General features: G+C 37.5%; 15 protein-coding genes. 8 read left to right on the forward strand and 7 right to left on the reverse strand.

What is annotated here, in order from left to right; all coding sequences use genetic code 11:
- Nucleotides 1-38: 38 nt before the first annotated feature.
- From ND812_RS03720 to ND812_RS03750, 7 genes are all read right to left on the reverse strand, one after another.
- Entirely contained in the window at nt 39-1,379 is a 1,341-nt protein-coding gene (locus ND812_RS03720; protein ID WP_265374332.1) for an adenylate/guanylate cyclase domain-containing protein, read from the reverse strand.
- Nucleotides 1,380-1,543: 164 nt separating this feature from the next.
- On the reverse strand, nt 1,544-1,849 hold the full coding sequence (locus tag ND812_RS03725) for an STAS domain-containing protein (RefSeq protein ID WP_265374333.1): 306 nt from the start codon (nt 1,847-1,849) through the stop codon (nt 1,544-1,546).
- Nucleotides 1,850-1,897: 48 nt separating this feature from the next.
- Complete coding sequence (locus tag ND812_RS03730) at nt 1,898-3,109, reverse strand: Crp/Fnr family transcriptional regulator (protein ID WP_265374334.1); 1,212 nt, start codon at nt 3,107-3,109, stop codon at nt 1,898-1,900.
- Between the two features lie 78 nt (nt 3,110-3,187).
- Entirely contained in the window at nt 3,188-3,718 is a 531-nt protein-coding gene (locus ND812_RS03735) for a tetratricopeptide repeat protein (protein WP_265374335.1), read from the reverse strand.
- Complete coding sequence (locus tag ND812_RS03740) at nt 3,718-4,794, reverse strand: vWA domain-containing protein (protein WP_407658530.1); 1,077 nt, start codon at nt 4,792-4,794, stop codon at nt 3,718-3,720. The genes ND812_RS03735 and ND812_RS03740 overlap by 1 nt, the downstream gene beginning before the upstream one ends.
- An 89-nt stretch (nt 4,795-4,883) precedes the next feature.
- A complete protein-coding gene (locus ND812_RS03745; RefSeq protein ID WP_265374336.1) occupies nt 4,884-5,510 on the reverse strand; it encodes an NUDIX hydrolase in 627 nt (208 codons plus the stop codon).
- On the reverse strand, nt 5,510-6,730 hold the full coding sequence (locus ND812_RS03750) for a ribonuclease D (protein WP_108960226.1): 1,221 nt from the start codon (nt 6,728-6,730) through the stop codon (nt 5,510-5,512). Before ND812_RS03750 ends, ND812_RS03745 begins: the two co-directional genes overlap by 1 nt.
- A 41-nt stretch (nt 6,731-6,771) precedes the next feature.
- On the opposite strand from ND812_RS03750, the gene purF reads away from it, so the two are divergent.
- The 8 genes from purF (at nt 6,772) to ND812_RS03790 (ending at nt 15,012) form a co-directional block, all read left to right on the forward strand.
- Nucleotides 6,772-8,199 carry an amidophosphoribosyltransferase gene (gene purF, locus ND812_RS03755; RefSeq protein WP_100719967.1) on the forward strand — a complete coding sequence of 476 codons (1,428 nt, stop codon included), beginning with the start codon at nt 6,772-6,774 and terminating at the stop codon, nt 8,197-8,199.
- Nucleotides 8,199-8,573, forward strand: coding sequence for a 6-carboxytetrahydropterin synthase QueD (queD, locus tag ND812_RS03760; protein ID WP_012387208.1), 375 nt, complete (start codon nt 8,199-8,201; stop codon nt 8,571-8,573). The genes purF and queD overlap by 1 nt, the downstream gene beginning before the upstream one ends.
- Nucleotides 8,574-9,335: a 7-cyano-7-deazaguanine synthase QueC gene (queC, locus tag ND812_RS03765; RefSeq protein ID WP_265374337.1), complete on the forward strand. Its 762-nt coding sequence runs from the start codon at nt 8,574-8,576 to the stop codon at nt 9,333-9,335.
- Nucleotides 9,336-9,434: 99 nt separating this feature from the next.
- Nucleotides 9,435-9,968: an SGNH/GDSL hydrolase family protein gene (locus tag ND812_RS03770; protein ID WP_265374338.1), complete on the forward strand. Its 534-nt coding sequence runs from the start codon at nt 9,435-9,437 to the stop codon at nt 9,966-9,968.
- A gap of 167 nt (nt 9,969-10,135) precedes the next feature.
- Nucleotides 10,136-11,386 carry an MBOAT family O-acyltransferase gene (locus ND812_RS03775; RefSeq protein ID WP_265374339.1) on the forward strand — a complete coding sequence of 417 codons (1,251 nt, stop codon included), beginning with the start codon at nt 10,136-10,138 and terminating at the stop codon, nt 11,384-11,386.
- 9 nt (nt 11,387-11,395) lie between these two features.
- Nucleotides 11,396-12,523, forward strand: coding sequence for a DUF1574 family protein (locus ND812_RS03780; protein ID WP_265374340.1), 1,128 nt, complete (start codon nt 11,396-11,398; stop codon nt 12,521-12,523).
- An 81-nt stretch (nt 12,524-12,604) separates the two neighbouring features.
- Nucleotides 12,605-14,026 carry an SBBP repeat-containing protein gene (locus tag ND812_RS03785; protein WP_265374341.1) on the forward strand — a complete coding sequence of 474 codons (1,422 nt, stop codon included), beginning with the start codon at nt 12,605-12,607 and terminating at the stop codon, nt 14,024-14,026.
- Between the two features lie 197 nt (nt 14,027-14,223).
- The gene (locus ND812_RS03790) at nt 14,224-15,012 is read left to right on the forward strand and encodes a PA domain-containing protein (RefSeq protein WP_265374342.1); all 789 of its coding nucleotides are present in this window, start codon (nt 14,224-14,226) and stop codon (nt 15,010-15,012) included.
- The last annotated feature ends 19 nt before the right edge of the window (nt 15,013-15,031 follow it).

Raw genomic sequence — 15,031 nt, forward strand, 5'->3', positions numbered from 1 at the left:
AGTCCACATAGGTAAATCCTAAGAGAAAAGAACTAATCTTAGGGTTTATCTCCGAGTGCTTTGTATCGATTGAAAAATTCTTGATTCGGAATTTTGGAATGCCCTTCCCTTTGTAATTCGGGAAGTAATCCTTCGACAAAATACATTTGGATTTGACCTTTGTGTTTTGCTGGAATTTCTCCTCGGTATTCACACTGGAAAAAATCCTTCACCAAAGTATAGGTTTCAGCTGAAATGTTGATTTTTCCAGTCATTCCAGAAGATTCACACCGACTTGCCGTATTGACTGTATCACTCCATACGTCGTATGCGAATTTCTTATCGCCAATCACACCAGCGATGAGTTCTCCTGAATGGATTCCAAGTCGAAGTTGCCAATAAGGTAATCCTTGTCCTTCTTTGATTTCCTTCATTTGGTTCATAAAGGCTTGGATTTCAAGTGCGGCAAGGACAGAATCAACAGCATGTGTTTTGTTTGGTTTTGGAATTCCACCAACAAACATATAACTATCTCCTATGGTTTTGAGTTTTTCCAAATTGTGGCGTTCCATAAGGCTATCAAAATAGGAAAAACATCGATCCAATTCTTCTACAAGTTCTGTCGGTGTTAATGTCTCTGCAATTTTAGTAAATCCTTCAAAATCAGTAAAACAAACAGTGGCAGACTTAAAATGTTTTGGTTTACTCACACCATTTTGTTTTAATTCTCGTGCGACATCCATTGGTAAAATATTTAACAATAAACTTTCAGATTTATGATTTTCTGCAATGAGTTTGTCTTCTGCTTTGTTTACTGCTTTTACAAATTGATTGATTAAAAGTATAAAAAAGTAAACAACCATAACGAGTGGAGGCATTAGATAATCAGCAGGCACAATCCATTTTGGTGGACCATAGAGTCCCTCTCCACCCATGACTCTATAATAATACATTGAACCTAAAAATAAAAATGAAGACAAGCTAACAAAGAAAATACGAATGTATTTGTTTTTTCTCGGAATCATGATAAAGGGGATAATTGAAAAAAGTAAAAATCCCAAGGGTGCGGGATCATCTGCTTGGAAATAAGTTAGTGATAGAATATGAAAATTACTAGTTAACAAAGTGATGATAGCACTCAGAGTAAATTTACCTCGATAGAGTAAAATACGAGCAATACCTAGAGGAATCACGAGTAAAAAGTAAGAAATAAAAGATGTGAGATGAGTCTCTTTAGGTTCCGTAAAGATGATGACGGGAATAAGAAGAGTTGGTAATAAAAACATTACCACTTGGAATGTCGCATTTACTCGTAACGCGCGGGCAGTTTCATCATTCAAACCTTTGGTGAGGTGTGTAAGTTGTATCCGGTATAAAAGTTTCTGAACGCGTCTGGACATAGGGATTGAATCAAAAAGGAAACAGTAAGAAAATCAATTCAAAATGTGAAGTGAATCGTTAAGAAGTTGCTAAAAACGCAAACTTCCCCAATGGAATTCCAAACGATGAGATGTGTTTGGAATACCGAGTGGGGTTTTAAAAAAGAGTGGATTGTTGTTGTGAATTAAATTCCAAAAAACTGATCTAACATCAATTTTTTCAGAGTTTCTCTTAACTTGTCTTGGATGTTTACAATTTTAACTGTCATTTTCTTTTCGTCAGCTTTGTTCTTAAACGAAAGGAGACGAGAGATCCCGAGGGAACTCACGATGACAACCTTCTCCAAATCCAAATAAATTTCTTGGACATTCTTTTCCAAAATCTCCGCTAAAATTTCCCGCAACTCGGGTGCATTTCCATCTAGGATTTGGTCCATAAAGCGAACACGGATCGTGTTTCCCTTTTCTTCCACTAATATCTTATCGCTCATATTTCTTTGGCCTCTAACATAGGTCAGGAGAAATCGTTTGGCAAGAAGTTATTTCAACTTCTTGAGCTTATTCTCCATATTAGCCTTTTTATGATAGAATTGGACGAGTTTTTCTAATTCTGCCATGTCGGAACAAACAATTTTTCCCATATCCATTCGAATAAATTTATTATTTTTCATGATATCGGATATGATTAGTTCGTCCTTCGGATCAGTGAGTCCCACCATCTTCAGAAGGTCTTTGGTTCCAATCTCAAAATTATAGGCTTGTTTCGGCGCCACTTTGATTCGATTTTTTTCTGCGAGGGTCATGAGTGTGTCCACAATTCGACCTTGTGGGTCTTTGAGGAGAAGGTTTGCTAATTGTTTGTAAGCAATCCAAATCCGTTCGGACAAAAGTGTGATGAGTCGGGTCGCAAGTTGTGGTTGCGCTTTTACCATGCCTTCGAAGTTGGCTTTGTTAATGGCAAGAAGTTCCACATCACCCGCAGCCACTGCCGAAGCAGAACGTGGTTTATTATCTAAGATTGCCATCTCACCAAAAATGTCCCCGGCCTGAAGCACCGCGAGCATCACTTCGTTTTGGTTTACGATTTTTGAAATTTTAACCTTTCCACTTTGTAAGATGAAGAGTTCTTTACCAGGCTCATGTTCACAAAAGATCATTTCACTGTCTTTGTAATTTCGATTGAACTTTGTATAATCAATGGGAGCTGATTGGAAAGGTTGGTTTATGGTTTGTAATCGCAGTTTTGCCTGCGGAACAAATTGACCATTGGGAAGGTGTTTTAAATAACTTTGGTAAGCAAAGGTTGCGTGTGATGTATTTTGCTGTTGGAAATAATATTCCCCAATTTTAAAAAGTTCGTTTGGATCTTCTTCAACAGCATTTCGAAAGGATAACCTGGTAATTGTTGTATCAAATTGTCGTAACTTCATGGAGAAGAAACGAATGATATTCATCGCAACTGCAGTTGATTTTTGGATGAGAGTTCCAAATTGGTCGTAACTAACAGAGATTAAAGATACATTGGTAAGGGAAGTAGCAGATTCGATCTGTGGGTGTTGGCTCATTGCAGCCACAACACCAAAAAAGTCACCGGGTCCTAAAACCTGATTGGGGTCCTCACCAACAACAGCTGTCTCACGAGTGACACGTACCTTCCCCTCACGGATGATATAGAAATTGTTCGCATCCTTTTTCCCCTCTACAATGATGTAGGAGTTCGCTGGGAAAGTAACCATTTGAAAAAACGACATTCTTAAATCTCTGGACCCTTTTTGCTCAACGTGCCTAGTTTATTATCGGAGATCCCTAGGGCAATATTTTCGTAAAAATTACTTATTTTTACTCTCTCCTAAAATTTCCATCTGAGTCAGTTCTAATTCTGCTTCTTGGGCAATTTTACTCGAATACGTATTTTTGATAATGTCCTGAAAAATCTGATACGCTTTGTCTTCTCTGCCCATACGCACATAGGCTTTCCCAGACAATAAATATGATTCTAAACCTTCTTCTGTATTGGGAAATTCTTTGTAGATTTTGAGTTCATTCTCTGCGAGAGCCAAAGTGTCCCCAGTCATTCGGTAATTGGCACTTAAGGTTTTTCGAACCTCTCTCGTTTTGGGATGCCCAGGGTACAAAATCAAAAAACTTTTGCAAGTTTCGACTGATTGGTAATGGTTACGGTCTTCTAAAAATTCTTTTGCTTTTTGGTAGAGAAGGTCTGCTTGTTTGTCCCTTTCTTTGGCAAAAACAGATTGGGTGGAACGTTCAGCGAGAAGGGGATGGAAAACTCCCAATCCCAAACAGAAAAGGCATACAATTCCCAGAACAAAACACTTCCGAATATTAGAATTCTGTCTCATTACTTTTCATTTCGGTCAAAATTGGATTTATCGTGAATGGGTTTTTCTTCTGATAGGGCAATAATTTTGGGAACCCCTGTCATATCCCAGAGTTCGAGGGATGATTTCATTCGTTTTCCAGGAGGTAAGGGGACCACAAATTTTCCTTTTCCTTCTTTGCCCAACTTCAATTCGATTTTTTGGCTAACGAGGTCTCCCATTCGCCTTTCCCGAAGTGGAGGGATGGGAAAACTCCTGTGTTTTTCATCCGCAGGGTAGAGATAAAATTGGATCATGTATTCAGTAGGTTGGGTTGCAGAATATTCATAATTTACGATATACCCATTTTCGGATCCATCTTCATACGGTAAGATATTGACGATTTGGATTTTACCAGTGTTTGGAGTTGTTGGGAGTGAGGAATCTATTGGTAGTGTTAAAGGAATGTTTGTGAAGTTTCCATTTGTTTCTGTGGTTTGCAAATGGGAAAATATCTTTCGGAAAGAACGGTCGTAGTCTTCTGGTCCTTTTAATGGAAAATAATTTCCTTCTCCTAAAATGGATAGGCGTTTTAAATCTTCTTCTCCCTTCGGATCAATGTCGATGCCAAGGATCTGGAGGCGAAATTTTTTTCCTGATTGGCGCCAATTGTACAAAACAGATTTCGGATCTCCTTCACAACTTTCAACTCCATCGGAGATAAAAATAATTTCAGTTTCAATTTGGTCATTTAACAAGTATTCGCCTACGACTTGCAAGGTTTGTGCGATAGGAGTAGAGCCGGCAGGGACAATCGTGGCAAGTTTTTGGCTCACAACGGATGCTCCTCCTCTTTGGATGGGGTGATACAATCTTGCCGATTGGCAACCGGCAATTCGATTTCCATACGCCACAAGACCTACACTTGCATCTTTAGGCAGTCCACTTAAAACTTGAATGAGTTTTTCTTTGGCGACGGCCATTCGTGTTTTGCCATCCCATTTTTCGGACATGGAACCACTTGCATCTAAAATAAACACATAGCGTTTGTTATTTGAGACTTGAGGATCAATGGAATATGAATAGGAAAAAAACAAAAAAAGTAATAATACAACCAACCTTCCCGATGGATGAGTCTGTAAATTTTTTGAATTCTTACCTTTTCGTTTTTGCACCTGTACATCATCGGCGAAAACGAGAAATGACCTTAGAGGGATTTGGGATCTAAAAAAGGAGGTTTTGCCAGGTTCGGTTTGACTAATTTGGGTGTTCGGTCAAAGGAAGAATGGGCTTTCAAAAAACGAAGGATCATTTCACAGGTTGCTCCCCACAAAAGTCCATCTGGCAAATCAAAATAATATGCAAAATGTTTTGGTTCTCGATTGGGAATCTCAATTGCATAAAAAGGTTTTATCCAAAGTTCTGAAAAGGGAAGGAGGATCACTCGTTCCACCTCATCTACGTTTTTGGAAAAAGAAAAATCCCCATTGTATTTCGCTAAAAAGGGAGTGATATGAAACCCCGTGCGTGTGTGGAGTCCTTCTAATTTGCCGAGTACATCAAGAGTGGTTTGTTTGACACCCATCTCTTCTTCCCATTCCCGTAGAGCAGTGACAAGCAAATTGGAATCTGATGTTTCCATCACACCACCTGGAAACGAAATTTGACCAGGGTGGGATTTTAAGTGTTTAGCACGTTCAGTGAGGATGATCCCCTCGGCGGTTGTGTTCGAACCAAACAAAGGGAAAATGACACCGGATTTAATTTCCGATGTCTCTGGGATCGAATCAAAGTCCCTTGAAAGTTTTTCGACAAAGGACTCGTAGGGTAACATCAACCCTCGTCTTTCGAGTTTTGGTTTTGTTTTTTCCTACGTTTGGCAACAAATGCTTCTTTGGAACGAATCGCCACCAAACGGTTGATCATCGAATCAAAAGGAAGTCCTTGGATGGCAGCGAGTAAACTTGGGCCATAGTTTTGTACTTTCCAATCGGAAAACACATGAAGGGCTTTTAACTCTTCTAAATCTTTAGGAGCGGCTTTTAGAATTGTGATGAGTTGTTTATTCGAAGGTAGAAGTGAATGTTCCATTCGTCTAGCACGCATAATGCGGAGACGCCATTTTTTAGCATTTTCGAATTTATGATTTTCGTCTTCGTTTAAGTCTTCACCATGTCGTTTTGATAGTTCAGAAGTATCAATAGGATCATTGTATTCAGCTGTCAAAAGTTTGAAAATTTCGGTTCCATCTTTTTTTCCAAACCATTCCACACATTTTTCTTCGTTTGGATGTCCCTTAACCGCTTGTGACAATCGATCATTATTAAAGACACGAAAACTTGCTTTATTAATTCGTTTTGCTTTTTCATCTCGGTAACGAAGGAGTTCTAAAATTTTCCTTCGTTCGAGTGGTGTGAAGTTGAGGATGTCTGGAAATTTTCCAAGAGAAAATCCTTCTCCTTCCTTCGCCACGTAATCTTCAGAAGCAATGAATTCAAATTCTGACTTTGCTTCTTCGTATAATGTCCTTCGTTTGAGTTCCTCTTCCATTTTTAACCAAATGGATTCTAAATAGGCAGTGTCGAGAGCAGCATATTTAAGTTGTTGTTTTTGTAAGGGACGGATTTCCCAATTCGACTTTTGTTCCACTTTGGAGAGAGTCACTTTGTGGTAATGTTCCACGACAAATGATAACGAACTTTGTTCTAAAGACAATAAACGAGAACTGATCATTGTATCTGCCGTGTTCACAAATTTGAACCCAAAGTCGCGTTTGAGGGCTTTGATGTCATCTTGTGCAGAATGGAAGATTTTCAGAATATTGGGATCTTCAAACAATGGACCCAAAGCTGACAAATTTGTGATCTTTAGTGGGTCAATTAGGTAGTTTTTGCCATTGGAATTGATCTGAATGAGACAAACTTTGGGGTAATATGTGTAATAACCCGAAGACTCTGTGTCAATCGACATGATTTTGGACTGTCTTAGATTGATCAGGGCCAAATCTAACGCTTTTGCTGTATCGACGAGAATATAGTTGGAATTGATTTGCATCTAATTGGGATTTTGGAAATACTGCAATTGTCATTCTAACAATGATTCTCCAATCTGACAAACCAAAAGAAGAATGTGCCATATTCGGCATCTACAATAGCAAGGAAGCTGCTAATTTTACCTACCTAGGTTTGTACTCGATGCAACACCGTGGCCAGGAGTCCAGTGGGATTGTCTCAACCGATGGATCACACTTATACCGGTATGCCAATATGGGTCTTGTGGCAAATATCTTCACCCAACCGAAGATCAAAGAGCTCATTGGGGATTCGGCCATTGGCCACAACCGGTATTCCACAACGGGAGCGAGTTTTCTTCGGAATGCACAGCCGATCCGCGTGGAATCTCACTTGGGTCCTGTGGCACTTGCCCATAATGGAAACTTAGTCAACTCTTGGGACATTCGAAATAAGCTCGAAAGAGACGGATCGATCTTCCAAACCACTATCGATTCCGAAGTGATTGTCCACTTAATGGCGAAAAGCCATAAAACAGACCTTCTTGAAGCTCTCTGTGAATCTCTTGCACAAGTGCGAGGGGCCTATTCTTTGTTAGTTTTAACTCCAAGATACCTGATTGCCGTTCGTGATCCGAATGGATTTCGCCCTCTTGTGATGGGGAAACGTTCTGACGGAGCAATTGTGTTCGCATCGGAAACTTGTGCGTTTGACATTACCGAAACGGAATATGTTCGGGATGTGGAACCTGGTGAGATGGTTGTGATTGACCATACTGGAATGAGGTCGCTTTATCCATTCCCAAAAGCAAAACCTAGCCTTTGTATTTTTGAATACATCTACTTTGCAAGACCTGATTCGTATATCTTTGAAGAGTCGGTTTATAAAGTAAGAAAGTCTCTTGGTCGCCAGCTTGCACGTGTTATGCCAGTGGAAGCAGATGTCATCATACCAGTGCCGGATTCTGCTAATATTGCAGCTCTTGGGTACAGTGAAGAGTCAGGCATTCCTTACCAAAGTGGACTTGTTCGTTCCCATTACATTGGTCGAACCTTCATTGAACCAGACCAAAAGATCCGCGACTTCGGTGCCAAGATTAAATACAATGTGGTAAAGGAAGTTGTGAATGGGAAACGTGTTGTCATCATTGACGACTCGGTAATGCGTGGGACCACTAGCCGTAAGATCATCAAAATGATCCGGAATGCTGGTGCCAAAGAAATCCATTTCCGCGTATCGGCACCACCAACCGTTGCCCCATGTTATTATGGAATTGATATTCCAACTCACAAAGAACTCATCGCATCTACACATACAATTGAAGAAATTCAAAAGTACCTTCGTGTGGATTCACTTGCCTATTTAACATTGGATACAATGCATAAGGCAGTGGAAGGTCATAAAGGTGGTGGTTTTTGTGATGCGTGTTTTACATCTAATTACCCAGTAGAATTCCAAGACCATGCGGGAAACCAAAAGTCACTCTTTACGGAATACGCAACGGAAGAGTGATGGAAGAGATCGAACTTTCCAAAACCTTTGGTTTTGAAGCTGCTCATTTTTTACCAAATGTCCCAGAAGGACATAAATGCAAACGAATGCACGGACATAGTTTTCGTTTTGCCGTGTATCTAAAGGGTGAAATCGATCCTCATACTGGATGGATTATGGACTTTGGCGAACTGAAATCCATCGTCAAACCAATCTTAGACGAACATTTGGATCATTATGTATTAAATGATGTGCCTGGCCTAGAAAATCCCACAAGTGAAAACATTGCGGTTTGGCTTTGGAACCAACTCAAACCAAAACTTCCACTACTCGATAAAATCACTCTCTACGAAACTTGCACAAGTTCTTGTGTGTATAGAGGGCCAAAAAAATAAATGGTCTCCGTTTCGGATTCCACAAACAAATCCCAATCTGAAAAAAAAGGTGCCGTCGTACTGTTGTCAGGTGGACTAGACTCTACTACTTGTCTTTATGTTGCAGCAAAGGAATTTGGATTCCCCAAAAACAAAAAACTACCAATCCTCGCACTTTCGTTCGATTATTCCCAAAAACATAAAATTGAACTCATCAAAAGTAAAAAAATAGCAAAAGAACTCGGAGTCAAACATGTGATCCAAAAATTGGATCCAGGATTTTTTTTAGGAAGTTCTCTCACCGAAAAAAAGATCAAAGTGAGAAAAAACGCCAAATCACTGTTTAGTGGTAATGATAAGGAAATTCCGAATACCTATGTACCGGGTCGTAATATTTTGTTTTTATCGTTTGCTTTGTCGCTCGCGGAAGGACATGGGTATGATTCCATTTACATTGGAGTGAATGCTTTAGATTATTCTGGGTATCCCGATTGTCGGCCTGAGTTTATCGAGTCCTTTCAAAAGATGGCAAATCTCGGAACCAAAAAAGGGGTAAGTGGTATTGGGGATTCCATCCAAATTAAAACACCCCTACTTCATCTCGGGAAAAAAGAAATTATCGAGCTGGGAATTCATGTAAACGCACCTCTCCACCTAACGCATTCTTGTTATGATCCTGTTGTTGGGAAACCTTGTGGAAAATGTGATTCTTGTATTTTAAGAGCAAAAGGATTTTTAGAAATGGGAATTCCGGATCCAGCTCTGTCTAAGAAATTTGTTTGATTAGATGAGAAAGGAAACATGCGCAGATATAAATTCATCTTTCTTTTTTTCTTTCTTATCCATTGTGATCACTCAAAAAATCGCAACGAAACACTTTTATTGAGCCTTGTTCGACCAACTTTAGGGATGTTTGGTGATAGTATTATGGCTTTATGGCCAGCAGAAGAACAACTAAAACCATTTGTTGTGATTAAAAATGCTTTTCCCGTTCGAAAAACGACTGATATCTTATTTGCAATTGAAAATGACCAATCTAGATATAATGCCTGTATATACAACGGGGGTGTGAACGATTATCTAGGGAATTTTACACCACAACAATCTGAATTAGAATTTACAGTGCAAAATCAAATTCGTGCTCTCACACACCTCCAGACTAGATGTGATCAGATTCTTGCGATCAATATTTGGTATGTTGAATTACCTTGGCCTATGGAAGCCGCATCAAGGCTGAATGTTTTAATGAAGGAAAGGGTTCAGTTTGTTCCAAGATTGGATCCAGAAACTTGGATCAAAAGTTCTGACTTATTGGATGGGGACCATCTAACAGAGAGAGGGTATCAAAAACTTTCAGATAAAACATTAGAGCATTTTCGAACACGTATTCCATGGATCGATTTTTTACCTAGATGATAAAATGTATTTACTCGAGGTCAGCGTATCTAGAGTATTAACTAAATATTAGGATATTTCTGTGTTATTTAACTCTTTCGTTTTTGTCGTATTTTTTGTCTTCCTTTACACCATTTATTGGCAAGTTAACTCAAAAATTCAAAAATTGACAATCCTTGTTGGATCTCTTGTTTTTATGCCACTTTGTTCTAGTTGTACTTCTCAATTATTTATTTTATAAATTCTTTCGTTATCAATTTAACAAAATCCAAATTACTGGGATCATTGTCCTAAATTTACTAAACTTAGTCTTTTTTAAGTATTTTTACTTCTTAGTAAATGTCATCCAGGACATCTTTGGATTCCAACAAATCTCAGAAGTAACATCCGTTATCCCTAATATTGTTTTACCATTAGCAATTAGTTTTTATACATTTCAGATCCTTGCATTTCAAATCGATGTATACAGAGGGAAAATTCAATCTGTAGTTTCAGCAGTTGATTTTACTATTTTTATTATGTTTTTCCCTCAGTTGATTGCGGGACCAATCATGAGGCATACTGATTTTTTTAAACAGTTACATAGCAAAAAACGATTTCTCGAGTTACCATTCAATGCTGGCGGATATCTCATATTACTAGGAGTGTTGAAGAAAGTCATCATCGCTGATAATATTTCGCCTGTCATCGAACCATTTTTTAGCCATCCCGAAACATACAGTGGCCTAAGCGCTCTACTGTCCGTATATGGATTTGCGATTCAAATCTATTGCGATTTTTCTGGGTATTGTGATATTGCGAGAGGATTGGCATTACTTCTGGGTTATGACATTCCTGTAAACTTCAATGCACCATATTTTTCCACTTCTCTTAAGGAGTTTTGGCAAAGATGGCATATCACACTTTCTCAATGGTTACGTGACTACCTATACATTTCGTTAGGTGGAAATCGATTCGGTAATTTGAGAACTTATTTTAATTTAGTGATCACGATGGTATTAGGTGGTTTATGGCATGGTGCTAATTATACTTTTTTAGTATGGGGTGCCCTTCATGGTTTTTATTTGATCTTCGAAAGAATTATTTCCAAACCGCACAAAGAATCTTCTTCTTATCTTATCAGAATCATAAAAGGATTAGTAGTATTTCATTTGGTGTGTTTTGCTTGGTTATTTTTTAGAATTGAAAAAATCCAAGATTTTCAATCAATTTACCAGAATATATACAATCAATCAGGTATCGATATTGCCGAGATTCCAAAGTTATATCGATTGATAGCAGTTGGATTTTTACTCCATACATACGAATATTTTCAACGTAATGTCGCAATTCAGTTTCAATATCGAAAACTATTTTTACCAAGTTTAGCAATCGTTTGTGGGATTTTGGTTCTCACATTGTCATCAAATTCAACTCAGTTTATATACTTTCAATTTTAGGTCGGACACATGAAGCTTAGAAAATTCCGAATTTTATATTTATTTTTACTCTTTTTTTCCATCGATAAATTGGTCTTGATTCCTCCTATAAAAACTTTCCTAATAGGTGAAGAGGTTGGAAATCCATATGTTGAATCTCTTAAAAATTTGAGTGCGGATTATTTAGGAAATGTAAAATACCAAGATAAAAAGAAAATTTGGGCATTTGGCACTTCTCGTTCGATGAATTTTTATCAATATGCATCATTGCCTTACTTTCAAAATTCAGAATTTATATCATCACAACAGAAAAAAGAATTAGAAAAGTATAAAATTTATACTTATGCTGCACCAGGATCCAATCCCTTGGTTTATTATACTCGATTCAATCAATTGTTAGAACAAAACTACAAACCAGATATAGTTTTTTTAGAAGTATCAGCCTTTTCGTTTAATAAAAATAATCGTTTCTATCATATTACTTTGTTAGAAGGTATGCCTTTAGAATTTGCTTTGGCACATTTCGATGAGTTACCAAAAGAGTTTGCTCACGAATTTTTCTTTTCCCGATTATTTGCATTGAGTCGTTATAAAATCTCTACTAAGGCGATTTCTGCCAATGTACTTGGAACCAAAGATAAAAATATGGAAATGTTAAAAACATTTCTCCCAGCTAATGCTGGATCAGTGGATCCATTTGCTGCCGCATTCGATACAAAAGCAAACAGAGAAGAAGCCCCTTATAAACCTGATCAATTCAATGATTTTAAAAATTTTCCTTCTAATGATACAGACAAGTACATCAAAGTATCTATGTTAGTGGATGTTTTAAAAAAAGAATTTTATGGAAATTATACGGAAAATGATAACAACTTCCAATTTTTATCTCACATCATTGACCGCTGCCAAAAAAATAATATCAAAGTGATCTTATGGATTCCGAAAGTTCACAAAGAGCTAAATGATTTTTATGACACGGCTACTTTTTATCCGAAATGGAAACAAAAAATAGAAACAATAGCAAATGAAAAACAAATCCGTTTTGTGGATTTGAATGAATCAGGCAAAGTGCAGTGTGATTATTACCAAGATGCTGCCCATATTTCTGGCAGATGTTTACCTGAAATCACGGCGAATGTTTTAGGGATTCCGAAGTAAAATGGTAGATTTTGTTACTTGTAAGTAATTGAGAAGTTATATTCTTAAAACTGACTAGATTTAAGCATGGAATGACAGAGAATGATAAGAATGTATATTTCCATATTCTATTCTTTTATCCTTATTAGTTTTATATTTCAATGTAAACCATCCGTATTGAATAATCCTGCTGATCTCCAATCAAAATCATTTTTGGAAACACAGATTTTAAAATGCATATTGAATGGTTTGGATTGTATTGAGCTACCACAAAACAATCAAGGTAATAAACAGTGGACCAAAATTTTTGGTCAATCCGGTACTTTCCAAACATTTGGAAATTCAACTGCAGTAGAACGAAGTGGAAATGTATACATGGTAGGAACTACCACTGGATCTATTTTTGGACAAACCAAAATATCACCCACTTTAGAGAACGATCTTCTGATTGCAAAATTCAAACCAGATGGCCAATTGATTTGGGCAAAACAGACAGGTAGCACTGTTACAAGTTCGACTTATGTGGAGTTGTCTCATATCGATATATTTGGTAATTTATACCTGATAGGATCTGCCAATACTCCATTCAATGAACTTGGATCAATTGGAGCTGGTTCATTGTTAATCAAAGTTAATAGTTCTGGAGTGATTCTTTGGACAAGAGTTGTCCCTACTGGTGGGGAAACATTGGGATATGGAGTCACATCTGACCCATGGGGAAATGTATACATTACCGGAAACACAGAAGAACAACTGCTAAATGGTCAATCTGCGGCAGGTGCACGAAATACTTTCATCTTTAAATATAATCCTGTAGGAGATTTAGTTTGGACTAAACTTTTTGATAGCAGTGGGATTAATTCCTATGGGCAAAGCATTCAGTATGAAGCCACAACTCAGTCTTTAATTGTGTCTGGGCAAATTAGTGCAACAGCTCAATTTTTTAATAAAACTCCTCCTGGCTCCATCACTGATTCATATATCGTATCATTTGATTTAAATGGTAATTTGAAATGGGTACAATTGATAGGTGGAACAGGTTTTGCAACCCAAATTCGAACTATGTCTGTTGACCAAAGAGGATCTATTTACGTCTCAGGTGACACCAATGGTAATTTGGAAGGAAATACCATAGATGGAGCTTCAGTTCAATTTTTAACTCGTTTGAATGTTTTTGGAGATAAAATTTGGACAAAACTGTTAGGTGGGGGTGGTTCAAGTGTCACACTTGTAAGTGGCCTTTCCGCAGATAATTCCGGTCATATTTATTGTTTTGGTAAAACAAATGGTAACTTATTAGGTGTGAGCAAATTAGGAAATAATGATGCGTATTTATCGAAATATGATGCAAATGGAAATTTAGAATGGATTCGATTATCAGGGAATACATCCATTGATTTGACGGGACGAGGGATTTCCTCGGATCGTTTCGGTGTTTTGTATGTCACAGGATTTACAACCGGTAGTTTTGATGGCCAAAACAAACTTGGAACATACGATGCATTTCTCATCAAATATGAATGATTGGAATACAATTTCATTTTAAATAAGCAGCTCAAATTAAGATAATCCTTAGTTTTTGAAAAAATTTGTAAAATACCGCTAAAAACGTTCTAAAAATTGATTTAAACCATAACAAACGTTCTGAGTTCAGAAACATCAAATCAAAAGTCTTGAAAAAATTGGTAACTTTACACTTTACTATGCTAGGTGGTGCCTAGATGAAAAAAAGTATATGGATAATATTGACGAGTTTTTTTATATTCGGAAATTGCAATACAAAGAACGGAGAGGATTTAAGTTCTTTAATCGCATTATTGAATGTACCTTCCAATACAAGTTCCGATAGAGATACTTCCAATGAACAACCGGATGTGAATGTTGATTTCTCGTATTCAGTGGGTGATATAGGAACCGGTACATCACAATCAATTTTGCCTACTGGTTTACAACCTTCCACTGGAGTTTCTTTCTCAGTCACTCCAAATTTACCTGCAGGATTAAGCATTAATGTTTCAACTGGTGAAATATCAGGAACTGCCACGAGTTATGTAGCAAAAACGGACTATGATATTACGGGACAAAAAAATCAAAAAAGCAAAACTGTGAGAATTAGCTTTGGAATTAGTCACTTAAATAATGATCGATTGAATCAAACAATTCCATCTAGGCCAATTGGACCAAATTACACTTACAATGTAAATGGGCAGCTTACTCATACGATTCCAGCTGATGGATGTTCTGCGATTCAAAATGAAATCACGGGAAAAATTGCTATTATCAGAAGAGGAACTTGTAATTTTCAAGAAAAAGTAATCTTCGCACAAAATGCAGGAGCTATTGCTGTCATCCATTATGATAATACTGCATCGAACACAATTCCAGCTGTAAATGCATATCCGACACCGAATTCGATCACAATTCCCTCAACCGTCATTTCAGGTAATGCTGGGACTACGCTTGTGAATGATTTAGCAACATTTAACACGAATGCAACGATGCGTCGATAGGTGAATTCGTTGGTAAATG

It is taken from the genome of Leptospira limi (genome assembly GCF_026151395.1).
Taxonomy (GTDB): domain Bacteria; phylum Spirochaetota; class Leptospiria; order Leptospirales; family Leptospiraceae; genus Leptospira_A; species Leptospira_A limi.